Here is a 26,251-nt window from a genome sequence, read left to right on the forward strand (position 1 = left end):
TTTTTTAACGATAGTTATGGAGTTGGTATGAACCCAATAGACCAGTTTACCCCCAAAGAGCCTATTTTATTTAATCCTATCGATTTGCTTGCACCTGAGTATATTACTCAGTCTGCAGATGACCTTTATGCGCGTATATCACCGTTATATAGTGTCGATGAAGACCGCTGGTTGGACAGATTGCTACCGCTAGCTAAGCCTAGTGATAAAGAGCGCGATGATGCTAGCGAGCAGACACGTAAACTGGTTGAATACGTGCGTAACGATGGTAAAGCGATCAAGATGGTGGATTCATTGCTACTTGAATATAGCCTTGATACTCAAGAAGGTATCTTGCTAATGAGCTTGGCTGAAGCGTTGATTCGTGTCCCTGACAGCTACACCGCTGATGCGCTAATCCGTGACAAAATGAGTGTAGCCGACTGGAAAAAACATCTAAAAGATGACAACGGTTTTATGGTCAATGCCTCAACATGGGGCATGATGATGACTGGCCGTGTTGTCAGTATTGACAGCAGTACCACCGCCTCTGGATTTTTGGATCGCATGACCAAAAAGATGGGCGAGCCAATGATTCGCGGTGCGATGCAAAAAGCCATGCGCATTATGGGGCATCAGTTTGTATTGGGTGAGACCATTGAAGAGGCCAATAAAAACAGCCAACCTTATCGTAATAAAGGCTATACCTATTCGTTCGATATGCTAGGCGAAGCGGCTATCACTAATAAAGATGCTGAAAAGTACTTCAATGACTACCTACATGCAATTAAAGCGACTGCCAATGTTAGAGTCAAGGAAGGCATGCCTAAGCCCTCTGTATCTATCAAGTTGTCAGCGCTACATCCACGCTATGAAGCAACGCAAGAGGCACAAGTCTTAGGGCTACTACGTCAGCGCTGTTTGCTACTTATTGAAGCGGCACGCGAAGTCGATGTCGATATCAGTATCGATGCAGAAGAAGCGGATCGTCTTGAGATTTCCTTAAAGTTATTTGAATCACTATATCGTGACCCATTGACCGCAGGCTGGGATGGCCTAGGACTAGTCGTTCAGGGCTACTCAAAACGTGCGATTGCGATATTTGCATGGCTTGCTCGTTTGGCCAAAGAAGTGGGCGACCGTATTCCGCTACGTCTAGTCAAAGGCGCGTACTGGGACTTTGAGATTAAGCTTGCGCAGCAAAAAGGTCTGTCAGGCTATCCAGTTTGGACCCGTAAAGAGGGCACAGATACCGCCTATCTTGCTTGCGCACGGTTTTTGTTATCAGAACATTTACGTGGTTTAATTTGGCCACAGTTCGCAACTCACAACGCCCATACTTTGGCATCTGTCATGACCATGAGTACGCACAGAGACTTTGAGTTCCAACGTCTACATGGGATGGGGGACGCGCTTTATGATCATATTTTACAGTCATACAGTATACCTGTACGTATCTATGCCCCTGTTGGCGCTCATCAAGACTTATTGCCATACTTAGTGCGCCGCTTGCTTGAAAATGGCGCGAACAGCTCATTTGTACACCAGTTATTAGATAAGTCATATCCAATTGATAAGCTTACAGTACATCCATATGACAAGCTATTGGCCAATGAGACTCTGCATAATCCTGAGATTCCGTTACCCCTAGACATCTATGGCAATCGCCGTGCTAGCTTTGGGCCCAATATATTTGTAGAGTCGCAATGGCAGCCGTTCAAAACGGCGATTAATAGTCATTTGAATAATACATGGTCAGCAGCGCCCGTTATCAATGGTCAAGCAGTCAGCACATTTGAGCAGGATGGCACAAGTCATCAGCTTGAGAGTCATACAGTGCGTGCGCCTTGGAACCATGAAGTTGTGGCTGGCAAAGTACAATATGCCAATGCAGATTTGGCTCGTCAAGCCATCGATGCTGCTGTCGCTGGACAAGCGAGTTGGCAAGCAGTACCGGCTTCTGAGCGTGCAGCTATCTTACGCAAAACCGCTGATTTGTACGAAGAAAATTACGCTGAGCTAATGGCGTTATGCCAAATGGAGGCGGGCAAAACGACACAAGACAGCATTGATGAAATCAAAGAAGCGGTCGATTTTTGTCGTTTTTATGCCGATGAAGCGGAGCGCTTGAACGATATCACCCATGAATTTACAGACTTAGCTGGTAAGCAGTCACGCCAAGTTTATAAGGCGCGCGGCACCTTTGTCTGTATCAGCCCATGGAACTTTCCATTGGCTATCTATACAGGTCAAATCGTTGCAGCATTAGCAGCAGGCAATACGGTGGTAGCAAAGCCAGCAGAACAAACCAGCTTGATCGCACATTTTGGTGCTAAGTTGATGTATCAAGCTGGCGTGCCGAGTGAGGCATTGCAGTTTGTCACTGGTGCAGGTGAAGTAGGCGGTGCGCTGACAGCAGCAGACAACTTATCTGGGGTTATCTTTACGGGCTCAACGCAAACCGCGCAGCGTATCAACCAAAGCTTAAATGATCATGCGCAAACAAGTGGCGAGATACCAATTTTGATTGCTGAAACTGGTGGTCAAAATGCCATGATCGTCGATTCCACGGCATTGCCAGAGCAGGTGGTCAAAGACGCTGTGCTATCGGCGTTTGGTTCAGCAGGACAGCGCTGTTCTGCATGCCGTATATTGTGTGTACAAGAAGATGTGGCAGATGGACTGATTGAATTACTACAAGGTCATATGGCAGAGCTTATCGTAGGTAATCCAACTTACGTTGCAACAGATGTCGGTCCAGTGATTGATGCAGATGCTAAGCAGGGGCTCGAGAGTCATATCGAGCGTATGAAATCTGAGCCGACAGCGGCTATCTTGGCGCAAACACCTATGAGTGCTAGCTCAGTAGTCAGTGAAGAGCAATCTACCTTTGTATTGCCGACAGCGATTGAGGTACAAACCATCGACGTTATTGGTGGCGAGCATTTTGGCCCGATATTGCACGTACTGCGTTATAAGGCTCGTGAGTTGGATCAGCTTATCGATGCGATTAATGCGACAGGTTTTGGTTTAACCTTAGGTATCCATAGCCGTATTGAAAATATCGCTGAGCATATCGAGCGCCGCGCTGTTGTAGGTAATACTTATGTCAATCGTAACCAAATCGGTGCTGTGGTCAACGTTCAACCTTTCGGTGGCTGCGGCTTATCAGGGACTGGCCCAAAAGCTGGTGGTCCACATTATGTAGCACGTTTGATGAAGCTAAGCTCTGAATCTTTTAGCTCAGCAAAACCAAACGCTACAAAACTGGCTACCGAAGCATCTAGTACTGTAAACAATACGACATCAACCACTCAAACAGAGCTTGCATAAGGAGTAGCAACATGGCAAACGAATTCAAAAAAAATCATGCTCAAGTTTGTGAAGCTTGGCGATTACTTAGCGCAGTACAGCGTGCTACTTATCTGGAAGCTGCCATTCCTAAGCTGGCTTTGTTCACAGGGGACGCCAATAAAGCGCGCCGCTTGTTCAATCATTTGCTAAGCGCAGCACCCAGTCTTGATGAAGTACATCGTATGACAGGTGCTACAGGCGAGTCCAACGATCTTTATGTGACTGCCCGTGGTAAGACGATGGTTGTCGGTGGCGAGTCTGCCAGAACAATGGCGGTGCTCGGTCAGCTTATCGCTGCATTATTGACAGGCAATGAAGTCATCTTGCATTGTCCAAGCCAAGAAGAGATGTGCGTAGAAGCCGCAAAAGTACTCTATGATACGGGTATCAGTGAGGATGTTCTGAGTGTTGCAAACGACTCAAAAACGATTACTTTGCTACATATCGATCGTCTCGCGCAAGTAGCAGTTGCAGGTAGCGCTGCTGAAGTGCAAGAGATCAGTCAAACATTGGCTGATACTGATGGCATCTTAACTCAAGTGATTGCAGTGACAGATATGGATGGCTTATCAGACATGCTTACGCCAGATTATCTACATCGTTTTGTCACTGAGCGAGTGATCACTATCAATACCACTGCTATTGGCGGTAATGCAAGCCTGCTTGAGCTTGGAACATAATAAAAAGTAGTGTAAGACATACTAAGCAGTTAAGTGCTTAGTAGTTAGAATATTAATTAGTAGTATATAGATGACGGTTAGTGTTTATTTACAAGAGTTTTAAAACTTTTGGAGATAAGCGCTAACCGTTTTTTTTGTCAATTTTAAAGTGTTTTATGACTTATAAGATGTTTTCTAAAAGTTTTACTAAACGTTATTTAATCGCTTGTAGGTGAGCAATAGGGGTGATAATATAAATAAAACCTGACTAAATAGTCATCTTTATAAGAGTAGAAATTTGATGTTCTATTGTACTTTTGATCAGCATGTGTTCAGAATATAGTCATATTACAATATTTTATAAAGCTCAATTTTTTAGCCGAGTCCTGCTATGATTAGTTTCTATCTAAACGGAAAGCGTCACGAGTTAAACGACCTCAATCCGAATACAACGGTACTTGAGTATTTGCGCTTATATGAGCATCAAACTGATACTAAAGAAGGCTGCGGTAGTGGGGATTGCGGCGCTTGTACTATTATGGCGCAACGCCTGCCTAATCATGCGACGAGCGAGCCTAGCGACAGCACTCCTTTTTATACCTTCAACTCCTGTATTACTCTGTTGTCGTTGATGGATGGACATCATCTGATGACAGCGTCTTATCTAGCGGATAACCCAGCGCATCACCCAGAGCGGGCACTGTTACATCCTGCACAGCAAGCGATGGTCGACTGTCATGGCTCGCAGTGCGGATTTTGTACCCCAGGTTTTGTGATGTCGCTTGCAAATGTATATGAAAACCATCGCATGCAGCATAACCATGTTAAGCAAGTAACTGCCAAGCAGGACATCATAAATGGTCAGCCCACCAACAATGATTTAAGCTATGAGGATATTGTCGCTTCCATATCAGGGAATCTATGCCGATGTACTGGTTATCGCCCCATCATCGAAGCTGGTCTAATGATGGGCAAAATCGGTCAACAAAGAGACGCTGATCAAACAGCCGCAAAGGACTTGAGCATAAGTTTAGCGACTGATGTCATGGCAAACGACAAAAAATCGTTACCTAAAAGCATAGCAACAGATACAGTAGATCAGGTGTCAACTACTACGCTGGCATTGGCTAAAGGAGTACGACAGCTATTTATTCCAAAATCAATGAACGAGCTTGATGAGCTATTAGCCTTATACCCAAGTGCAACTATATGGGCGGGCGGTACGGATTTGGGATTGAGCATCACTCAGCACTTAGTTGACCATGAAACGATCATTCAACTATCGGCTATTGACGAGCTAAAATCATGGTCGTTGTCTGATTCTCATTTAGGCTCACACTTTGAACCAGACGACGCCGCTAATATCAATGATAGACCAGCACAAGCGTTGAGATTTGGTGCAGGTATGACCTATCAGCACATGCTGCCGATACTTGAGCAGTATTTTCCTACTTTTGCTGCGCTATTTGCCAGAATTGCTTCACCACAAATACGTAATATGGGTACACTTGGCGGTAATATTGCTAATGCCTCGCCCATCGGTGATCTGCCTCCCATTTTACTAGCATTAGATGCTCGCGTTCATTTGCGTCATTGTGGTCCTGATAATAACAATGATGATAGTGCGAAAAAGATTAGTGATAAAGATAAAGTCAACAACGATGAAAATAGTAAAAAGTCTTATGTTGACGAGATAATACCTTTATCAGAATTTTTTATAGATTATAAAAAGACCAAGCTGCAGCCAGGCAGTTATATCGTTGCTGTTCATATCCCATTGATGCAGGATAACCAGCACTTATTTATTCATAAAATTAGTAAGCGTTATGAAGATGATATTTCCGCTTGCTTGGTCGCCATAAGAATTGTTTTATCAACAGATGGTACAAGCATCGATCATGCAAAGATTGGTCTAGGCGGTATGGCGGCAATACCATTATTAGCAAAAAAATGTCAACGAGCACTTCTGGGACAGCCTCTTGAGGTAGCAAGCTTTGAGAGCGCTGCCAAAGCACTACCGATGGATGTCTCACCATTAACAGATGTGCGAGCCAGCCGTGAGTATCGCTTACATGTGGTACAACGTTTACTGCTTAAGTGTGGCAAACAGCTGTTAAGAGAGGTGCAGGCTGAAAACGCTTAATAGATTTATTAACGATAATTTTTAAATGATAGCTAAAACGCTAAAGGCTGAATTTGTAGCTTTTGCTCCATTTATAAAAGCACCAATATAGAGAGAATTATCATGAGCCATCAATCATTTTTATTTGACAGCTACAGTATTCGCCGCGTACGTCCGCCAAAGAACAAAATCGGCACTTCTGCCAAGCATGATAGTGCAATCAGTCACGTCATGGGAACGGCTACCTATGTGGACGATATTTTAAAGCCGCAGGGCACGCTACATCTAGCTGTCGGCAAAAGTAGTCATGCTCATGCTCGTATAACCAGTATGGATCTCAGCGCAGTCAAAGCGGCTGATGGGGTGATTGATGTTCTAAGCTTTAAGGATTTGCCTGCCCAAACGGATATCGGAGCGGTATTTGATGGTGAGCCATTGATGGTAGATGAGATCACACAGTACGTGGGTCAGACGCTGTTTTTGGTCGTGGCAACCACTCACCGTGCCGCCAAAAAAGCCGTACTTAAAGCCATGATAGAATATGAACCATTGTCAGCAATATTGAGTGTTGATGAAGCTTTAGAGCAAGAGCAATTTGTACGCCCAAGCCATTTTATGCAGCGCGGTGATACCGATGCAGCACTTGCGAATGCGCCCAAGCGTATTGCAGGCCATATTCATATGCTCGGACAAGAGCACTTTTATCTTGAAGGGCAGGTGTCGTATGTGGTGCCTTGCGATGATGGCGGGCTTGAAGTCTATACTTCATCGCAGCATCCAAGTGAGGTGCAGCAGCTCGTCGCTGAGGTGACAGATCTGCCTTTTCATGCGGTCAATACGGTTGTGCGCAGAATGGGCGGCGGCTTTGGTGGCAAAGAGACACAAGCCGCTGCTTGGGCATGCTTTTGCGGTATCATTGCCAAGCGTCACAATGTACCTGTCAGTATGCGCCTAGATCGGCAAGATGACATGGTTGTGACTGGTAAGCGCCATGAATTTGTCAATCGTTATGAAGTCGGTGTCGATGACTCAGGGCAAATCCTAGGTGTCGATATGCAGCTGGCTGGCTTGTGTGGTTATGCGCCAGACTTGTCCGATGCTATCGTTGATCGAGCGATGTTCCACTGTGACAACGCGTATTATTATCCAGCCGCACAGGTGGCAGGACATCGCTGTAAAACGCACACAGTATCGAACACGGCCTATCGTGGTTTTGGTGGACCCCAAGGTCTGATGACTGCTGAATATATGATGGATCAAATTGCTTATACATTGGGCAAAGATCCTTTGCAAGTGCGTTTGACGAACCTCTACCAAAATGGTCAAAGCACTCATTATGGTCAGCCAATCGAGCATTTTGATTTGGCAATGATTATGGATACGCTGGCATCAGATTGTGATTACGATAAGCGCCGTCAGCAGATTATAAGAGCCAATGAGCAAGCCGAAGCTACAGGTAGCGACAAGCGTCTTGGCATTGCCCTAACACCTGTCAAGTTTGGCATCTCGTTTACCGTGCAGACATTGAACCAAGCAGGCGCTTTGGTACACATCTATACTGATGGCAGCATCCACCTCAATCATGGCGGGACAGAGATGGGGCAAGGGCTATTTGTCAAAATTGCTCAAATCGTTGCCAATGAGTTTGCTGTAGATTTGGATACTGTAAAAGTATCTGCAACGCGTACTGACAAAGTACCCAATACCTCACCGACAGCGGCTTCATCAGGCACCGATATCAACGGTAAAGCCGCGCAAAACGCTTGTCTAACCATCAAGGCACGCCTTGTCGAGTTTGCCGCTGAGCATTTTACAGTGGCGCAAGAAGACATACGTTTTGAGCGCAATCATGTCTATATTGGCGACAAGGAAGACTTTACTTTTGCTGAGATGGTGCAGTTGGCCTATCAGCACCGCGTTAGTCTATCTTCTACTGGCTATTATAAGACGCCAAAGATCTTTTATGACCGTTCTAAAGCATGGGGTCGACCTTTCTTTTATTTTGCTCTAGGTGCTGCATGTACTGAGGTTGAAATAGATACGTTAACTGGTGAGTACCAAGTGCTGCGCTGCGACATCTTACATGATGCAGGACAGTCTATTAATCCAGCTATTGATATTGGTCAGATTGAAGGCGGCTTTGTACAAGGTATGGGATGGCTTACAACGGAGGAGCTGACGTGGGATAAAAAGGGCACACTAGCGTCTAATAGCCCCGCCAATTATAAAATTCCAACGTCGCACGATTTGCCAAAACAATTTAACGTTAAACTATACGATCGTAAAAACGAAGAGCAAACTATTTATAACTCTAAAGCAGTTGGTGAGCCGCCTTTTATGCTGGCGGCGAGCGTTTGGTGTGCTATTAATAATGCAATCGCAAGCTTAGGTGATTATAAAAAGAACCCAGGCCTTACGATGCCAGCAACTCCAGAGGCGGTGTTAAAAGCGGTGATGCGTATGCAAGGCGAGCAATGGGAGATTGACACAAACGTAAACTTTGATGCGCTTGAGAGTTTGACCGAAGATGAGGACAACTGTGGTATTGACGACGATAAAGTTAAGCCACAACTTGTACCGCATGCCGAAGATATCAATCCGCCAGAGGTCGAAGGTCAGACAGTCGATGACCAACCAGAAGCAATAGAGCACCCTAACGTGGCAGGTGCAAGAGGCCCTGCACATAGTGAACCTACGCACAGTGAGTGAGTTATTGGCAACTCCCACGCGCTGGTATGACGGTTTAGTACAATATCAGCACCAAGGTCTGGCACACGTGTTAGCGACTGTCGTTGCGGTTAATGGCTCAGCGCCGCGAGCACTACAAGCAAAAATGGTGGTCACACAGGATGGCTACTGCGATACGCTTGGTGGTGGCGGTCTTGAGCATGATGTTATCACGACAGCAAGGCAACTGCTAAATGGTGAGATAGATACAACCGTACCAAAAATATCCAAAAGAAACAAAAACGCTAATAAGGACATTGATAACGACAATAACGAAGATAACGACAATGAGTCAAAGCCATCTAAAACGGTAAGACGCGATGCTGTCTATACGAAGCATTATCCGCTAGGTGCAAAGCTGGCACAGTGCTGCGGTGGTAGTGTCACTGTCATGTTTGAATGTTTTAATATAACGCCGCCAATGTCGATATTGGTATTTGGAGCAGGGAATGTGGCGGCAGCATTAATGACGATACTAGCAGAGCTGCCTTGCCAGGTGGATTGGGTAGACAGTCGTCCTGAAATGTTTGAGCGTTATTTATTAGATAAATCTCATTTGCCAAACAAATCTATTCAAACCGAAGGTTTATCTCAAGGATTAGAAACCCAGTCTAGCTTAAATCAGCCTAAACTTTATAATCTTCCTGCCCATATCCGTGCGCATATTGATGATGATCCTGTTGATTTTATTTATCCGTTTATTGAACCATTTAAACAAAGCGGTCAGCGTTTTATCCTAGTGATGACCCATGATCATAGTCTTGATTTTGAATTGATACGTGCAGCTTTAGATGCTGGTTTAGACGCAAATAATAGTTTGGCGACTAGTCCTAATAATAATTCAGAAATATTAATGCCTTATATCGGTTGTATTGGCTCGGCAACTAAAGCCGCGCGTTTTAAAAACCGGCTGCTGCAACGTGACTATGATGAGAAGGTAGTTGATAAACTAACTATGCCAATAGGATTACCAATCGGTGGTAAAGAGCCAATGGCTGTTGCCGTATCTATTACTGCACAAATTTTGCAACATTATCATCAAAAATAAGTCATAAGCTATAGATCATCGATACTGATTTTTATCTCTATTATTAACTTAAATTCTACCAAAACGTTCGGTATAACCAAGTGACGGGAGATTTACCCATGACCCTACACATTTACCAAGCGCAGCTCCTGCACTATCTTACCGAAGATGATCTGAATCAAAGGGCTGAGTGTGCGCACGCTGAAAAATCTAACTCAACAGCTTCTAACTATTTAAATACAGCAACTGTTGATAATAATATAACGCTATTACCAGTTATTGCGGGCATGAACGTTTATCCTGAGTATATTGCTAATGGTGCGCTGGTCGTCGACGATGTGTCAGGTCACGTTGTAGATTATGGTAGTAACGAAACGATACTAGCGAATTATGCTCAAACTAATGATCAAGCACCGGTAGAGGTTCATGACTATCGAGATAAACTGATTATGCCTGGTTTTATCGATACCCACGTGCACTATCCGCAAATAGATATGATTGCCGCTTATGGTGAGCAGCTCTTGGACTGGCTTAATAATTATACCTTTGTCACTGAAGCCAATTTTGCCGATCCAAAGGTTGCCCATGATACCGCACAATTCTTTTTAGAGCAGTTACTCGCCAATGGCACAACCAGCGCCATGGTGTTTTCTACTAGCCACCCTGAGTCCGCAGAAGCCTTTTTTACTGAAAGTCATAGGCTTAATACTCGCATGATTACGGGTAATGTGTTGATGGATCAAAACGCGCCTGAGCATTTGTGTGTGCCTGCTGAGCAGAGCATTCAAGATACGCAAGATATTATTGATAATTGGCATGAGCGTGGGCGTCAGCATGTGGCTATTACCCCGCGGTTTGCGATTACCTCAACACCAAAACAGCTGCAGCTGGCAGGCGAGCTATATGCCAACTACGACACTGTTTATCTGCAAACACATTTGGCAGAAAACCGTGATGAAGTGGCTTTTGTACGCAAGCTCTATCCCAATCATAAAGGCTATCTCGATGTCTATGCGGATATGGGGCTACTGGGTCGGTACACTACCTTGGCACATGGTATCTACCTTGAGACTCCAGAATATGAAAGGCTACGCGCAACTGGTACACAAATAGCGCACTGTCCAACGTCCAATCTATTTTTGGGTAGCGGATTATTTGATTTACCTAAAACGTTAAGTTATACCGGCGTTAGTATCGCTACTGATGTAGGAGCGGGGACCAGTTTATCGATGCTAACGACTTTAAATGAGGCGTATAAAGTTCAGCAATTACAAAACAATCAATTGTCCGCCCACCAAGGGTTATATCAGATTACCTTGGGTAATGCGCAGTCATTAGTGCTAGATGATAAAATCGGTAACTTTATGCCTAACAAGGAAGCAGACTTTGTGGTCATAGACATGGCAGCAACGCCTTTATTACAAAGACGTATGGCGCAGACTAAAACACTTGAAGAGCGTTTGTTTGTACTAATGATGCTTGGTGACGATAGGGTAATTGAGGAGACGGTCATTGCAGGGGTAAGTCGTTATAAATCGCGGTCATTTTAGATTTAAAGCAACTTAATGCTTATAAAGTAGCAGCTCAATTGACTTCAATAAATGTTATATTGGTTCGTAAAGACTGGTTTCGTAATGGCTATTGGTGATAGTCATAAACTTGCAGAGGTTTATGACGATAAAACTATTCTCTGTCAGTGCCATAATCGAACGCTCAACACGTCCAAAAATTTAAGGAAGTTACCATAATATGGCTTTAGATATGTACTATAAAAACGGCATGATTCGCAAAACGCGCTGCCAAATATCGAATGATCTGGTGCCCACTCTTTATCAAATTCATAATAATGCCAGCTTTCCACAGTTAACGTGGCTTATCGATAATCTTTATGAAAACCCGCAGATTGAACCTGACAGCGCACAAGCATTGGCTGATGAGATGGTAGCGTTTGAGCGCTTGATACTCTCGCTGCATCTGCCTTTTCCTAAGCTGTCACTACAAAAGCTGCATACTTTCTTTACAGACGCAGCGAGCCGTCAACAGACCATTTATACCAATAGCAATTGACCTTATTATTTAGAACGTATTTATTCACTTACAAGTAGGCATGACCAAGTTAACTACTGCTAATTAAATATAAGACTGTGGCTAAGAAGTATAATTTTTTTATTAAATATTTTGATAATGCTAAAAATCTTCTCATGATTTAACAATTATCAACCAAACACTACAGTCATCTTGAATCACAAACCACCTTGAATCACACCTGCATAACCTCCATAATCTAAGCACTTTCTTATAATAAATAGCCTAAGCAAATATGCCGAATCAAACTAAAGAATTGCAACATACCAAATCACAAACAGACACCACTTCTCGATTAGATATTGAAGGCGCAGCATCGCAATCTGCCGCTGATGCTATAAGTAAAGTCGATACTTCTAATCTACCAGTCCTTGCCAAAGACAGCTACTATCTTGGGCGTTTGGAGCGCGAGCTGGCACGCGCTGCTGTGGCTAAAAATAAAGCAGCCAATAGCGACTCCCGTAAAGAAAAAGACTCGTCTAAAGCGGTAGAAGTCCTGAGCAAAAAACGCGCGCAATACGAAAAAATAAAAACCCGCTCACAGCAGGCAGTGCAAGCGCGTATCGAGAGTATCCCAGACAATTTGCCAGCCACCTTAAACCTAGATCTGCCTGTCAGTCAGCGCGCTGATGACATCGTGCAAGCCATCATTGACAACCAAGTCATCATTGTCGCAGGTGAGACAGGGTCTGGTAAAACCACACAACTACCGAAGCTTGCGATGCTGGCAGGGCGCGGCATCACGGGGCAAATAGGGCATACCCAACCAAGGCGACTAGCGGCTAGAAGTGTGGCAAACCGTATCGCTGAGGAGCTTGGCGAGCAGCTCGGTAATACCGTCAGTTTTAAGATTCGCTTTAATGAGCAAGGATCAGCGCAATCGGTCGTGAAGCTAATGACCGATGGTATCTTATTGGCGGAACTCGGTCATGATCGGTTTTTGAGTAAATACGATACTATCATCATCGATGAGGCGCATGAGCGTAGTCTAAACATTGACTTTATCATGGGTTATCTAAAAAAACTGCTACCCAAACGCCCTGATTTAAAAGTCATTATTACCTCAGCCACCCTCGATACCAAGCGTTTTAGCGAATACTTTAGTCGTTATGACAGTAAGCTTAAGCGTAATGTCCCTGCGCCGATTTTTAATGTCGAAGGCCGCAGTTACCCTGTTGAGGTACGCTATCGTCCGCTGACCGATGAGCCAGTGGGTAGCTCAGATGACGACAGCTACGATGATTTTGAAGAAAATCTACCGCGCGCAGTGGTAGCTGCCGTCGAAGAATGCTTTAGCGATGCACAAAATAAAGGTCATGCTGACCAAGCAGATATCTTGATATTTGCGGCGACAGAAGCGGAAATTCGTGAGCTGCAAGATGTGCTTGTGCGTCATGGACCTAAGCACACCGAAGTGTTGCCGCTGTTTGCACGGCAGACTTATGAAGAGCAGCAGCGTATCTTTCAGCCGTCAGGTCGCGGTAGGCGCATCGTAATTGCCACCAACGTCGCTGAGACTGCGCTGACCGTACCCGGCATTCGCTATGTGATTGACTTGGGGTTTGCACGGATTTCGCGTTATTCGTATCGCTCACGCGTCCAGCGCCTGCCGATTGAGGCCATTTCGCAAGCGGCTGCCAATCAGCGTAAAGGCCGCTGTGGCCGTGTCGCGCCGGGCGTTTGTATTCGTCTGTATAGTGAAGAGGACTTTAGCGGTCGTCCAGAATTTACCGAGCCTGAGATACTGCGCACCAACCTTGCTTCCGTGATTTTGCAGATGGCCAACCTGCGTCTGGGTAGTGTCGATGATTTTGCTTTTATTGAGCCGCCAGATAGCCGTCTGGTCACCGATGGTCATAAACTGCTCGATGAGCTAGGGGCGATTACCTCTAAAAGCGACAAAGCACCCAGCCCTGCCAAGCGCTCCAAGGGTCTTAATCAGCTGCGCCTAACGCCAACTGGGCAAAAAATGGCACGTATGCCAATCGATCCAAGATTGGCACGTATGTTGGTGGCAGGTAGCGACTTTGATTGTATCCGTGAGATGCTCATCGTTGTGGCCGCCCTTGCCGTACAAGATCCGCGTGAGCGCCCCGCCAATAAACGCCAGCAAGCGGATCAAAAGCATGCCGAGTTTCGTCAAGATGACTCCGACTTTTTGTTCTATTTAAGCCTTTGGAAAGCGCTGTTTGAAAAGGATGCAGACGGCAATAAGTTGTCTGGTAATCAGCGCAAACAGTTTGCCAAAAAACATTATCTGAGCTTCCCGCGCGTGCGTGAATGGAGTCAGACCCATCGACAGTTGCTGCAGATGGTTATGGATCTTAAGCTTGCAGATGATAAAGGCGTTCAAAAAGGGGCGGGTAGTAGTGACCCTACCAGTGTAGAAGATGAGGAAGTCAAAGCGGTCAAATATGCCAATTTGCATCGCGCACTATTGACGGGGCTGCTCTCGACCATCGCTCATAAAACAGATAATCGCGGTGAGTATTTAGCAGCGCGTCAGCAAAAAGCCAAAATCTTCCCAGCCAGTACCGTGTTTAAACAAGTGCCGCCTTGGGTCATGGCCTTTGAGATGGTTGAGACCTCACAAGTGTTTATGCGTACCGTTGCCAAGATTGAAACTGAGTGGATCATCTCCGCGGCGGGCAACTTATTAAAGTATCATTACTTTGAGCCGCATTGGTCCAAGAAAACAGGCCGTGTCAAAGCTTATGCGCAGATTAGTTTGTTTGGACTTATTATCATCAGTAAGCAGCTAACCAACTACGAGCAGGTCAACTTGGCAGAGTCGCGGGAGATATTTATCCGTGATGGTTTAGTAACTGGTAACTTGGGTCGGCAAGCGCCGTTTTTGCAGCACAATATGGACAAAATCGCTCATGTTGAGCGTATTGAAGACAAATTGCGTCGCCGCGATTTACTCGTCGATGAAGAGGCGCTGTATCAGTTTTATGACAAAAAAATCCCCGAGCATGTCGCTAGTCGCAAAGCCTTTGAGGACTGGCGCGCTGAGGTAGAAAAAAACGATAGTAAATATCTGTTTTTTACCGATGATGACGTGCTCAACAGCCAAGCGCCGACCACAGGTGACTTCCCAGAAGTGTGGAAGCTGGGTGATTTAAAGCTGCCGCTACGTTATGTCTTTGATCCATCAAGCGATGATGATGGCGTGACCATTCGCGTGCCGCTCGTCGCATTGCCGCAGCTTGATGCCATTGAGCTGCTGTGGGGCGTGCCTGGTTGGCGCTATGAGCTGGTATTACAACTGCTAAAGTCATTACCAAAAGACATCCGCCGACAGATCGTACCGATTCCTGACACGGCAGACAGTCTCTTTGATGAGCTACAGCCAGAGGGCGAACAAGGTCTACTCAAGCAGCTATGCCAAGCGCTACACCGCCGCGGGATTATGTCGGTGACCGAAGCGAGCTTTAATCCGGCCAGCATTGATCGTTATTTACAGCCACAAATCTGCGTGGTTGATGACAAAAACCGCATCATCGAAAAAGGCCGAGACCTACAGACGCTACAGATTCGGCATGCTCAAGAGACCCGTCAAGCAGTCAATGAGCAGCAAGGCGCGCATACTGAATTCCCTGAGCACTTTGCCTTTAGTAAAAACCATCATAGCGCAGGCGTGGTAATGAAGCAGTTTGCTGCCTTGGTCGCAGATGAGGCGGGAGAGGCAGTATCGATTCATCAATACACCGATGTAAATGCGGCACTGCAGGCGCATCGTATCGGGGTTTTGACTTTGATCAAAGGCAAGCTGGGTGCCAAAAGAAAGCAGCTGACCAGTCAAATCGATAAGATATTTAAATTGGCCTTTGCCCCGCTGGGTGATATGGAAGCCCTAAAGACCATTGTGATTGATGCGACACTTGATGCCACGCTTGAGGAGCATTATGTCTTATTTGATCATAATGAGGATTTGCCTGAGAGCGCCGATGATGTGGCAGTTGAACTGAGCGAAGAGTTGCCCTTTACCCCAGAGGAGTATGCAAAGACGCTTGAGGCTGTGGTTAGCAACTTTTTATTGACGGGTCAGAGCGTTATCAAAACCCTCAAAAACGTCTATACGCGCTGGCAGCGTATTCGTCAGAGCTTACTCATGCTGGATCGGGAGATATTTGGCGAGTCTATCGATGATATCGAAGACCAGCTTGAGGACTTGCATTTGTCTGATTTTGTTTATCGGATGGATTACAGTCATTGGCAACAGTATCCGCGTTATCTAGAGGCGCTAGAGATTCGTATCGAACGTCTGGAGCACAACCTCGACGCTGATCTCGACGGGGTGTATGCGCTCGATGTGCATATGGAGCGGCTGGCAAACCGTGCCAGCGATGCGGCTATCAGTGAATATCGTTGGATGGTCGAGGAGTATCGCATTCAACTGTTTGCCCAGCCAATGAAAACGCGTATGGCAGTGTCACCGAAACGCCTGAGTAAGCTGTGGGACAAGGTGAGTTAATAAACAGCTCGTCGATTACATGCTTGCCTAACACAATAAAAAAGGCTGGACTAGCAAGCGCTAATCCAGCCTTTTACTTTATGAATAACCCTTGACAGCGCTAATCCTGTCTTTGTACAGATTATATAAGTAACGAGTAATAACATTCTCACGAACTTTGGTTGTTATCTCATGTAGCTATAAAGATAGGTGATCTCATCTTTAACATTGTGGTTCCTATTGCGCCTTACCCACGGTACTATAACTGTAATAATTAGCATGCTAAATAAAATAGAAAAGGAAAGCGACATGTGGAATGAACGTTACAGCAAACCAGAATATGTTTTTGGTACAGAACCAAATGACTTTTTAAAAGAGCAGTTCCAGCGCATACCAGCAGGGGGACGCGTACTATGTTTGGCAGAAGGGGAAGGCAGAAACGCGGTATTTTTAGCTGAGCAAGGCTATCGAGTTACTGCCATGGACTTATCTGATGTGGGATTAAATAAAGCGTTAAAACTGGCCATTGATAGAGATGTCACCATTACCACTCAAGTGGCCGATTTAGCGGATTATCAATTCGGTGAAAATGAATGGGATGGTATTGTCTCTATTTGGGCGCATATGCCTACAGACGTTCGCCAGCACATCCATACACAGATTGTCCCAGCGCTGAGACCAAACGGAGTATTTATCCTTGAAGCTTATACCGAGCAGCAACTGACCATGAATGCTGTTGGCGGCCCACCTGCTGCGCAAAAAGAGCGTTTTAACTCCCTTAAAAACTTACAGAACGAGCTTACAGAGTTAGAAGAAATCATTGGCGCTGAAAAACAGCGTATGGTATCAGAAGGTAAGCACCATCAAGGTCTTAGTGCAGTGGTACAATTCGTAGGTAAGAAAAATTAATAAGCGAGCAGTCTTTTTATTACTGTTTAAGGTAGAGCACAAAAAACCCCACGTAATATATTACGTGGGGTTTTTTACTGATTAATGGTAATGACTGTAATGATAACCTATTAGATATTACAGTTCACGCTATATTGTTGACCATTGTCTGAGCTAATTGTCATAATGCCAAAGTCAGCTTTGGTCTGCCAGTCATAAGTCGTTTTAGGATTAACGTCATTGATGTAGCGAGCGCCAGAACCTGATACGGCTTGTTTCATCTCGATGTCTGCGTTATTTAAACCAACCTTCGGTAGGGTAACGTTAAGTTTTGCAGCTTGACCATCGACTGCATAAGCGGCCGTCACAACGCCATCATCTTCACAAGTAAATGACTGTACCACTTGTTGCGTATTGGTAGTAGGGGCTGTCGTAGTGGTTGGGGCATTAGTTGCACATGCTCCTAGTAATACAGCAAAAGGCACAACGGCTAATAATTTTTTCATAATATTCCTCAAGATTTTTGTTGTTTGAGATGTAAAGCAGTATGTTACAAGTAATAAATTTATCTAACGTTATTGTTTGGCGTTAATATAGTATCTAAAGTGTTTCTGAGTGTTACGGGTCTGATAAGTTAAAAATATTTATCTAACTGTCTTAGTTTGGGCAGGGAGTTTAGGTGTTTGTTTGGTCAAGACAAATACTGAAACAGCACCCAAAATTACTATGGTTGCGATGATGAAACGCAAGGTTAGTTGTTCAGACAAAAACAACACACCTGCGATGGCTGCTAATACTGGCACACAAAACTGTACAACCGCGGCTTGAGTGCTTTTTAATAAGGGCATGGCCACATACCAAAGGCTATAGCCAACGCCAGAAGTAATGGCGCCTGACATGCTTGCCAATACGGCACCTTCTGTACTAATACCTGTCAAATAATTCATTCCTACCAAAAACAATAAAGGAATAGCGACAAGGCTTCTAATAAAGTTAAAACCTGTAGCACGAAGCGGGGATACGCAAGCTTTGCCGCGTATACTATAAATACCCCATGCGATACCGCTTATTGCCATAATCATCGCATCAAACAATGAGGGTACTGCTGCTGAAGGGAGCATTAAATAGACGAAACCTGCGAATGCGATAAAAAGAGCTACCCATTGTATAGTGCTTACTTGCTCTTTTTGATAAATGCCCCAGCCGATCATAGTAAGTTGAACGGCGGCAAACAAAATAAGCGCGCCAGTGCCAGTATCAAGCTCCACATAGGCGAACGAAAAGCAGAGCGCATAAATTACCAAGCTGAGACTGCTTAGCCAGCTGCCCTTATCTTTTAAAATAGTCTCTTTTAAAACATCTGTATCTTGATGAGGCGTACTTGGCTGCTGTAGACGACGCTGATGTACATTCATGATAATGGCCAAACAAACAGCACCACCCAATAAACGAATAATAGTAAAGTTCCAAGGATCAATATAATCCCCAGCGAGCGCCATTCTACAAAGCAGAGAGTTTGCAGCAAAGGCTATTAAAGCAGTTAACGTATATAGCGTGGCTTTCAAAAAAATTCCTAATAAACGAGAGTTTGAGTACAGAAATAGTAGGGTTAACGACTATTAAAATAAATTAATGGTTAATAAAATAGCCTAAGCAGAAATCATAAATGCTTTAAATAATTATCCACTCGTCGAATTCGCTCATCTCTGTCCCCGCCGATACGTCTAAAACTTTTATTATATTTATTCAATTGACTCTCAAAATAAGCACTAATCTCTTCACGCTCATACGGACTATCTCGCAAGTCATCAGCGACCCAAGGGATATCAACGTCTGTTAGCAGTATTAAATCATAATGATGCGCCAGCGCGGCTTGTTTTAGCGCAAGAGGACAGTCGCCATAATACCAATTTGAATAAACCATTAGCTCAAACAAACTGGTATCACAAAATAGATATTTTTGAGTGTCAGTAACAGTATCAATGTCAATGTCTAGGCGAGGTAGAAGATTTTGAGCCGCTTGCTGGGCTAGCGTATTCTCAAGTTTTATTTGACCTTGGGCAATGGGTAATAAATCGTCCCAAGTGCACGTCATCTGCTCGTTATCCCATTTTTCTTGCAAATAAATACGCATATACTCTGGTACCCAAGGGCTACCAAAATGCGTTGCCAAATCACGACATAATGTGGTCTTGCCAGTGCTTTCTGCCCCTAAGATGGCAACTTTGATAACTGATTTATGCGTATGCTGCGTGAGATTGAATGCGGTAGCGTCGTTGCCATTCATAATAAGCCCAAACTGCGATGAGAGTGAACACTACGTATTGTAATGCGGTAAAGGTAAGGCCTTTATAAAAATATAATGGCACTGAAATCGCGTCGGCGACTATCCATAGTAGCCAATGCTCAATTTTACGGCTTGCCATAAGCCACATAGCCATTAAGAATAATGCTGTAGTCAGCATATCGGTATAATCAACCCAAGTAAATAAATGCAGACCTAATATTGCACCATCGAAGCTAAAACCGTTGTTAATCACAGGGCGGAAATAATAAACCAGCGCCACAAAGCCAACTGTTCCAGCCGCCAATAGCGCCATTATTGGCATATCACTTGATTGAATATGCTCAATACTGATATCGTCTTGATTGGGATTTTTGCTTCTACCTTTGACTGCCGCTTTGTTTTTTGACCAATTAAACCAGCCATACAAGCCCATTACTGTGTAATAAGCATTGATAAACATGTCACCAAATAGCTGCCATTCCCATAGCAAATACACAAAGATAGCAGTACTAATTAGGCCAATGGGAAAGACTAATACACTAAGCTTGCGGGCGAGCAATACACTGGCAACGCCAAAGATAACACCGATGATTTCTAGTATAATAAAGAGTGTAGGATAATCGGCATATTGTCCAAACAACCAAATAAAAAGACCTTTCATTATGTTCCTTAACTACTATCTTGCCAAAATTAAGTGCGTTTAAGTGAAGTTAATTATATAGTAGGTAGGCGTCAATAGCGCGAGCCTTTGCCGATTATTGACATGAAATTGATTATTTGTAACAAAGTATTAGAAAAATAATAATATTCAGGCATAATAAAGACATTGATTTTAAGTTTACAGTTATTCACCGAAATTAGACTTGCGCTATTTTCTCCCTTTTTATGCTTATTAATAAGCCAAATAGTAGTAGACAAGGAAGCTTATCATGACGACTTGTATCACCGGTACTGGCCTGTATGTCCCTCCCTTTAGTATTAGTAATGAAGAGCTGGTAGAGTCATTTAACCAGTACGTTGACAATTATAACGAAGCGCATGCTGACGAGATAGCGAATGACACTATCCCGGCACTCCAGCATTCATCTGCTGAGTTTATCGAAAAAGTATCAGGCATTAAATCACGCTACGTGATGGAAAAAGACGGTATTTTGGACCCTGAAATCATGGCGCCAGTGATTGCCTATCGTAACTTGGGCGAGGAGCTGTCTGTCATGGCGGAGATGGGGGCGGCAGCGCTCAAAGATGCACTTGCTGATGCAGGACTTGAAGCCAACGACTTAGACGGTATCATACTGGCTTGCTCAAACTTTCAGCGTACCTATCCTGCTGTTGCCATCGAGATTCAAAAAGAAATCGGCATGGTTGGTGGCTACGCTTATGATATGAACGTTGCCTGTAGTGCAGCCACTTTTGGTCTATCACAAGCGCATGGCTCTATCGTGTCAGGTCTTGCCAAACGTGTCGCTGTGGTCAACGTCGAGATTACCTCCGCGCATCTAAACTGGCGTAATCGTGACAGTCACTTTATCTTTGGTGATGTCGCAACTGCCTGTATCGTAGAAGAACTGGATACGCCTAAAGGCTATGAGATTTTAAACAGTAAACTGTTTACCGAATTTTCAACCAACATTAAAAACGAATACGGCTTTATGGATCGCTCGGAGTTTTTGGCAGCCGAAACGCAAATGTATCCTGATATTAAGGAGCCAGTAACGGACAAGCTGTTTTTACAAAATGGTCGCAAAGTCTTCCGTGAAGTCTGTCCAAAGGTGTCTGAGGTCATTCTTGAGCATTTACAAGAAAATGATTTGGAACCTCAAGAAGTTAAGATGATGTGGTTACACCAAGCCAATGCCAATATGCTGGATCTTATTTTACGTACAGTAATGGGCAAAGAGGCGGATAAAGCTATCGTACCGAGCGTTATCGCTGAATTTGCTAATACCAGCTCATCTAGCCCTATGGTAGTTTTCCATCGTTATAAAGATGATCTAAAGTCTGGTGATTTGGGCGTGATTTGCTCATTTGGTGCTGGTTATTCTATCGGTTCAGTGCTAGTACGTAAGGTCTAAAGACAGTCTTTTTTTAATGGTCAAACCTTATAGTAAACAAAATAGCCAAGAGCAGTCTTGGCTATTTTTTATGGTTCAATTTTCGTCTTTCAAGCAAATTTAAAGTTATTTGACGTTATAAAGCCTAAGTTCAAGCAGTGATTTTAATTTCAGTGCAAAAATTTGCTATAATCGCATTCTTATTCCCCTTATTTATAAAAAGCCCTTTTATGAAAGAATCCTTGCGCTTGCGCTTAGACCAGATGGTAGACCGCTATGAAGAGGTTACCGCCTTATTGTCCGATCCTAGTGTTATCAGCGATAATAATAAATTCCGTGAGCTGTCGGTTGAGCACAGTGATTTGATGGACATCACTACCTTATGGCAAAACTATCTACGAGCAGAAGGCGATCAAGCCGATGCAGAGAGTATGCTAGCGGAAGCATCAGACCCAGAAATGAAAGAGATGATGCAGGATGAGATTGATAATGCCCGTCATACCATTGTAGAGATGGAAGAGGCACTCAATGTCATGATGCTGCCAAAAGATCCCAATGATAAAGTTCCGGCGTTTTTGGAGATTCGTGCAGGTACTGGCGGTGATGAAGCCGCGATTTTCTCCGGTGACCTATTCCGTATGTATCAAAAGTACGCCCAAAATCAAGGTTGGACGGTAGAGGTGCTATCGGCCAATGAAGGTGAGCACGGCGGTTATAAAGAAATCATCACTCGGGTTTCGGGTACTGGAGTCTATGGTCGTCTCAAGTTTGAATCTGGTGCGCACCGTGTCCAACGTGTTCCTGAGACAGAAAGCCAAGGCCGCGTCCATACGTCGGCCTGTACAGTCGCTGTCATGCCTGAAGTTGAAATCGATGATAGCGTTGATCTTAATCCTGCTGATATCAAGATGGACACTTACCGCTCAAGCGGTGCAGGCGGTCAGCACGTCAACACCACAGACTCTGCTGTACGTTTAACACATATTCCTACAGGTGTGGTGGCAGAATGTCAGCAAGAGCGTAGCCAACATAAAAACCGGGCAAAAGCGATGCAGATGCTCATCTCACGTATTCAACAAGCCAAAGTGCAAGAGCAGGTAGATACTGCAGATGAGATGCGCCGTGACTTGGTTGGTAGTGGTGATCGCTCAGAGCGTATTCGTACCTATAATTTTCCGCAGGGGCGTATGACTGATCATCGTATCAACCTAACTTTATATAAGCTTGATTCCATCATGGAAGGCGACTTAGATGAGTTGCTTGACTCGTTACTACGTGAACATCAAGCGGACTTAATGGCTAGTATTGGCGGTGAGTAGCACCGGTATTAGCCCTTAATCATTATATAATAACTATCGTCTATGATTATGATAATTAGCAGGTTATCGTAGTGACAACTTTATTGTTTTAATGTGTGTATTTAATCATCCAACCATTTTGAGAGTGTTATGTCAAAGCAAAGCAACCCAAACCAAGACCAAGCCCCGACTTTAGAAGAGGCCAACGAGCTTATTGCGCAACTGCAAGCTAAACTTGATGATATCAGTGCTTCAGGTAAACAGCCGTATCCTAACCAGTTCAAACGCACAGATTATGCCAAAGATCTGCAAGCGGCCTTTGAGGGTGTGTCAAAGCAAGAGATTGAAGATAATGTTGCTAAGGGTGACAAAACACAGGTTCATGTGGCAGGTCGCGTGATGCTTAACCGTGGCTCGTTTATTGTTATTCAAGATATGACGGGTCGCATTCAGCTCTACGTCGCTCGTAAAGAGCTAGATGAAGAAACACGCGCTAGCATTAAATCGCTAGATTTAGGTGATATTGTTGGCGTCTCAGGTTATATCGGTCGCTCAGGAAAAGGCGATCTTTATGTCCATGTTGAAGAATTCCACTTATTGACCAAGTCACTACGTCCAATGCCAAATAAGTTTCATGGCTTGGCTGATGTAGAAGCGCGTTATCGTAATCGTCATCTTGATTTGATGACCAATGAGACAACTCGTGACACCTTTGTGATTCGCAGTCAAGTGATCAGCGGTATTCGACAGTTTATGTTGAATGAGCGTTTTATGGAAGTTGAAACGCCAATGATGCATCCTATTCCAGGTGGTGCTGTCGCGCGTCCATTTGTGACGCATCACAATGCATTGGACATGCCCTTATACTTGCGTATCGCGCCTGAGCTTTATCTAAAACGCTTGGTTGTGGGTGGTTTCGAAAAAGTATTTGAGATTAACCGCAGCTTTCGTAACGAAGGGGTATCCACGCGTCACAATCCTGAATTTACTATGATTGAGTTTTATCAGGCTTATGCTGATTATCATGATTTGATGGATTTGACTGAGCGTCTGTTTAATAAGCTTGCGTTGGATATTTTGGGCACGACTGAAATCACTTATCAAGAGGAGAGTATCAGTCTAAAAGCACCGTTTGAACGCATAACTATGACTGAGGCTATCGAAAAATACGCTGAAGGCTTCGATATGGCACGTATCAATGATCGGGATTATTTAGTAGATTATGTGTCAAACACCCTCAAGCAGCCAGTAAAAGATGTCTTTGGTATCGGTAAATTGATTACTATCATCTTTGAAGAGACAGCAGAACATCAATTACGTCAGCCAACTTTTATCACAGAATATCCAGCTGAGACGTCACCACTGGCGCGCCGTAACGATGATAATCCTGAAATTACGGATCGTTTTGAGCTGTTCATCGGTGGTCGTGAGCTGGCGAATGGTTTTAGCGAATTAAATGATCCAGCTGACCAAGCAGAACGCTTTCATGGCCAAGTGGCTGAAAAAGATGCTGGCGATGTAGAGGCGATGCATTTTGATGAAGAGTACATCGAAGCCTTGTCTTATGGTTTACCGCCGACAGCAGGTGAGGGTATCGGTATTGATCGCTTAGTGATGTTATTTACTGACTCTGCTAGTATTCGTGATGTGATTTTATTTCCGCATATGCGCCGAAAAGCCGACTAATGATTAAGCGTCATTTGATCAAAGCTTTTTAAACAATATTCTTGGTTAAGAATCTACTGACTAAGCGGCTGTTAAGTTATTTTTGAACCGGTAAGAAGCCAGACGAATGCGCTGGCTTTTTGCTATAATAAAGACTCAAAAAGCATACTCAATTCAGCATTTTACTCATTTGGCAAAATGGATAGCTATGACGCAGCAATATCAAGTTCTAGCGCGTAAGTACCGCCCAAAAAACTTCCATGAGTTGGTCGGCCAAACGCATGTCTCACAAGCGTTGATTAATGCGATTGATTATAATCGTCTGCATCATGCTTATCTATTTACTGGTACGCGCGGTGTGGGTAAGACGACGATTGCTCGTATTTTATCCAAATGTCTAAACTGTGAGACTGGCATTACCAGTACACCGTGCGGTGTTTGTGATAATTGTGTCGCTATCGACCAAGGACGTTTTATCGATCTGATTGAGATTGATGCAGCTTCGCGTACCAAGGTCGAAGACACACGTGAGCTACTAGACAATGTCCCTTACGCCCCAAGTCAGGGTCGCTATAAAGTGTACCTTATTGATGAGGTGCATATGCTATCTACACATAGCTTTAATGCGCTACTAAAGACGCTAGAAGAACCACCTGAACATGTTAAGTTTTTGCTGGCGACCACTGATCCACAAAAGCTACCGATTACTATCATCTCACGCTGTTTACAGTTTGTGCTGCGCCCTTTACCGCAGACGTTACTCAGCGAGCATTTAGCAAACGTGTTAACGAAAGAGCAAGTTACTCATACCCAGCCTGCGCTTTGGCAGCTGGCGAGTGCGGCTAAAGGCTCTGTACGTGATGCGCTGTCATTAACTGATCAAGCCATTGCCTTCGGTCAAGGGTCACTTGATGATGTGACGGTCAATGCTATGCTAGGTCTGATTGATGCCGCTGATTTGGTCAGCCTAATCACCGATATTTATAACCATGACAAGTCAGCTGTTGCCGCTCATATTGAGCAGATGCGTGCACAAATGGTTGATGCAACCAGTATGTTTGACGGACTCGCTGAGCTGCTGCATCAATTGGCATTGACGCAGCTGTTGCCTGAAGTGGCTTTAAACGTCAATGAAGCTCAAGCTCAAAATATCGTTACACTTGCTCAGCATATTAGTCCCGATGTTTTGCAATTATATTATGAAATCGTAGTACAAGCGCGCGAAGGCATCAAGCTTGCTAGTACACCAATGCAAGCGCTTGAGATGTGTATTCTACGCCTCCTAGCGTTTCGCCCATTGTCTGTTGATGAGGTCTTAAAACCTCATTCGATTGAACCAACCGATTCAAACACGTCCACAGAGTCAACTGATTTATCTGAGTCTATAGCTTCTGTAGGGCACGTTGCATCGTTACATGAACCGCAAACCTATAGTCTTGATAGTGCGAGCTATGCTAATCAAGAGGCTATTTCTAACGAGAGTAGCGAGAGTGTTGAGCCAGTTGTTGAGTCGACGGACAATGACGCCTACTTTTCAAATAGCGAGTTTTTAGAAAATGTAGCTAATAGTGAAGAGCCTGAACCAATTTCTGAGCCTGAACCAATTTCTGAGCCTGAACCAATTTCTGAGCCTGAACCAATTTCTGAGCC

At 44.3% G+C, this 26,251-nt stretch carries 17 protein-coding genes; 13 read left to right on the forward strand and 4 right to left on the reverse strand.

What is annotated here, in order from left to right; all coding sequences use genetic code 11:
• The first annotated feature begins 27 nt into the window (after nucleotides 1–27).
• The 9 genes from putA to Q0895_RS08470 all read left to right on the forward strand — a co-directional run bounded on the left by putA (nucleotide 28) and on the right by Q0895_RS08470 (nucleotide 17,318).
• Entirely contained in the window at nucleotides 28–3,312 is a 3,285-nt protein-coding gene (putA, locus tag Q0895_RS08430) for a bifunctional proline dehydrogenase/L-glutamate gamma-semialdehyde dehydrogenase PutA (RefSeq protein ID WP_299187667.1), read from the forward strand.
• An 11-nt stretch (nucleotides 3,313–3,323) separates the two neighbouring features.
• Nucleotides 3,324–4,013, forward strand: coding sequence for a 1-pyrroline-5-carboxylate dehydrogenase (locus Q0895_RS08435; protein ID WP_299187670.1), 690 nt, complete (start codon nucleotides 3,324–3,326; stop codon nucleotides 4,011–4,013).
• A gap of 370 nt (nucleotides 4,014–4,383) precedes the next feature.
• On the forward strand, nucleotides 4,384–6,135 hold the full coding sequence (locus Q0895_RS08440) for an FAD binding domain-containing protein (RefSeq protein WP_299187673.1): 1,752 nt from the start codon (nucleotides 4,384–4,386) through the stop codon (nucleotides 6,133–6,135).
• 102 nt (nucleotides 6,136–6,237) lie between these two features.
• Nucleotides 6,238–8,823, forward strand: a complete 2,586-nt coding sequence (xdhB, locus tag Q0895_RS08445) for a xanthine dehydrogenase molybdopterin binding subunit (RefSeq protein ID WP_299187675.1) — start codon at nucleotides 6,238–6,240, stop codon at nucleotides 8,821–8,823.
• Nucleotides 8,801–9,889 (forward strand): XdhC family protein, encoded by a 1,089-nt coding sequence (locus Q0895_RS08450; RefSeq protein ID WP_299187678.1) that lies wholly within the window; start codon nucleotides 8,801–8,803, stop codon nucleotides 9,887–9,889. The genes xdhB and Q0895_RS08450 overlap by 23 nt, the downstream gene beginning before the upstream one ends.
• A gap of 98 nt (nucleotides 9,890–9,987) precedes the next feature.
• Complete coding sequence (guaD, locus tag Q0895_RS08455) at nucleotides 9,988–11,418, forward strand: guanine deaminase (RefSeq protein WP_299187681.1); 1,431 nt, start codon at nucleotides 9,988–9,990, stop codon at nucleotides 11,416–11,418.
• A gap of 199 nt (nucleotides 11,419–11,617) precedes the next feature.
• Nucleotides 11,618–11,935, forward strand: coding sequence for a hypothetical protein (locus Q0895_RS08460; protein ID WP_299187684.1), 318 nt, complete (start codon nucleotides 11,618–11,620; stop codon nucleotides 11,933–11,935).
• A gap of 253 nt (nucleotides 11,936–12,188) precedes the next feature.
• Nucleotides 12,189–16,430, forward strand: coding sequence for an ATP-dependent RNA helicase HrpA (hrpA, locus tag Q0895_RS08465; protein ID WP_299187687.1), 4,242 nt, complete (start codon nucleotides 12,189–12,191; stop codon nucleotides 16,428–16,430).
• Nucleotides 16,431–16,718: 288 nt separating this feature from the next.
• Entirely contained in the window at nucleotides 16,719–17,318 is a 600-nt protein-coding gene (locus Q0895_RS08470) for a class I SAM-dependent methyltransferase (RefSeq protein WP_299187689.1), read from the forward strand.
• A gap of 110 nt (nucleotides 17,319–17,428) precedes the next feature.
• Here Q0895_RS08470 and Q0895_RS08475 read toward each other — a convergent pair whose 3' ends face one another.
• From Q0895_RS08475 to pnuC, 4 genes are all read right to left on the reverse strand, one after another.
• A complete protein-coding gene (locus tag Q0895_RS08475) occupies nucleotides 17,429–17,803 on the reverse strand; it encodes an MliC family protein (protein ID WP_299187692.1) in 375 nt (124 codons plus the stop codon).
• Between the two features lie 138 nt (nucleotides 17,804–17,941).
• Complete coding sequence (locus Q0895_RS08480; protein ID WP_299187695.1) at nucleotides 17,942–18,862, reverse strand: DMT family transporter; 921 nt, start codon at nucleotides 18,860–18,862, stop codon at nucleotides 17,942–17,944.
• A 95-nt stretch (nucleotides 18,863–18,957) separates the two neighbouring features.
• On the reverse strand, nucleotides 18,958–19,584 hold the full coding sequence (locus Q0895_RS08485) for an ATP-binding protein (RefSeq protein WP_299187697.1): 627 nt from the start codon (nucleotides 19,582–19,584) through the stop codon (nucleotides 18,958–18,960).
• The gene (pnuC, locus tag Q0895_RS08490) at nucleotides 19,535–20,245 is read right to left on the reverse strand and encodes a nicotinamide riboside transporter PnuC (RefSeq protein WP_299187699.1); all 711 of its coding nucleotides are present in this window, start codon (nucleotides 20,243–20,245) and stop codon (nucleotides 19,535–19,537) included. Before pnuC ends, Q0895_RS08485 begins: the two co-directional genes overlap by 50 nt.
• A gap of 268 nt (nucleotides 20,246–20,513) precedes the next feature.
• Between pnuC and Q0895_RS08495 the strand changes: the two genes are divergently transcribed.
• The 4 genes from Q0895_RS08495 to dnaX form a co-directional block, all read left to right on the forward strand.
• The gene (locus Q0895_RS08495) at nucleotides 20,514–21,659 is read left to right on the forward strand and encodes a beta-ketoacyl-ACP synthase III (RefSeq protein ID WP_058368645.1); all 1,146 of its coding nucleotides are present in this window, start codon (nucleotides 20,514–20,516) and stop codon (nucleotides 21,657–21,659) included.
• Nucleotides 21,660–21,868: 209 nt separating this feature from the next.
• Nucleotides 21,869–22,957 carry a peptide chain release factor 1 gene (gene prfA, locus Q0895_RS08500; protein ID WP_075102962.1) on the forward strand — a complete coding sequence of 363 codons (1,089 nt, stop codon included), beginning with the start codon at nucleotides 21,869–21,871 and terminating at the stop codon, nucleotides 22,955–22,957.
• Between the two features lie 129 nt (nucleotides 22,958–23,086).
• Nucleotides 23,087–24,622 (forward strand): lysine--tRNA ligase, encoded by a 1,536-nt coding sequence (gene lysS / locus Q0895_RS08505; protein WP_075102963.1) that lies wholly within the window; start codon nucleotides 23,087–23,089, stop codon nucleotides 24,620–24,622.
• A gap of 187 nt (nucleotides 24,623–24,809) precedes the next feature.
• The coding region (dnaX, locus tag Q0895_RS08510; RefSeq protein ID WP_075103006.1) for a DNA polymerase III subunit gamma/tau at nucleotides 24,810–26,251 on the forward strand (1,442 nt) is incomplete at its 3' end.

This window comes from uncultured Psychrobacter sp., from assembly GCF_947495825.1.
GTDB lineage: Bacteria > Pseudomonadota > Gammaproteobacteria > Pseudomonadales > Moraxellaceae > Psychrobacter.

Coding starts and splice junctions, on each gene's coding strand:
- putA (WP_299187667.1), top strand. CDS start 28: ATGAACCCAATAGACCAGTTTACCCCCAAAGAGCCTATTTTATTTAAT.
- Q0895_RS08435 (WP_299187670.1), top strand. CDS start 3,324: ATGGCAAACGAATTCAAAAAAAATCATGCTCAAGTTTGTGAAGCTTGG.
- Q0895_RS08440 (WP_299187673.1), top strand. CDS start 4,384: ATGATTAGTTTCTATCTAAACGGAAAGCGTCACGAGTTAAACGACCTC.
- xdhB (WP_299187675.1), top strand. CDS start 6,238: ATGAGCCATCAATCATTTTTATTTGACAGCTACAGTATTCGCCGCGTA.
- guaD (WP_299187681.1), top strand. CDS start 9,988: ATGACCCTACACATTTACCAAGCGCAGCTCCTGCACTATCTTACCGAA.
- Q0895_RS08460 (WP_299187684.1), top strand. CDS start 11,618: ATGGCTTTAGATATGTACTATAAAAACGGCATGATTCGCAAAACGCGC.
- hrpA (WP_299187687.1), top strand. CDS start 12,189: ATGCCGAATCAAACTAAAGAATTGCAACATACCAAATCACAAACAGAC.
- Q0895_RS08470 (WP_299187689.1), top strand. CDS start 16,719: ATGTGGAATGAACGTTACAGCAAACCAGAATATGTTTTTGGTACAGAA.
- Q0895_RS08475 (WP_299187692.1), bottom strand. CDS start 17,803: ATGAAAAAATTATTAGCCGTTGTGCCTTTTGCTGTATTACTAGGAGCA.
- Q0895_RS08485 (WP_299187697.1), bottom strand. CDS start 19,584: ATGAATGGCAACGACGCTACCGCATTCAATCTCACGCAGCATACGCAT.
- pnuC (WP_299187699.1), bottom strand. CDS start 20,245: ATGAAAGGTCTTTTTATTTGGTTGTTTGGACAATATGCCGATTATCCT.
- Q0895_RS08495 (WP_058368645.1), top strand. CDS start 20,514: ATGACGACTTGTATCACCGGTACTGGCCTGTATGTCCCTCCCTTTAGT.
- prfA (WP_075102962.1), top strand. CDS start 21,869: ATGAAAGAATCCTTGCGCTTGCGCTTAGACCAGATGGTAGACCGCTAT.
- lysS (WP_075102963.1), top strand. CDS start 23,087: ATGTCAAAGCAAAGCAACCCAAACCAAGACCAAGCCCCGACTTTAGAA.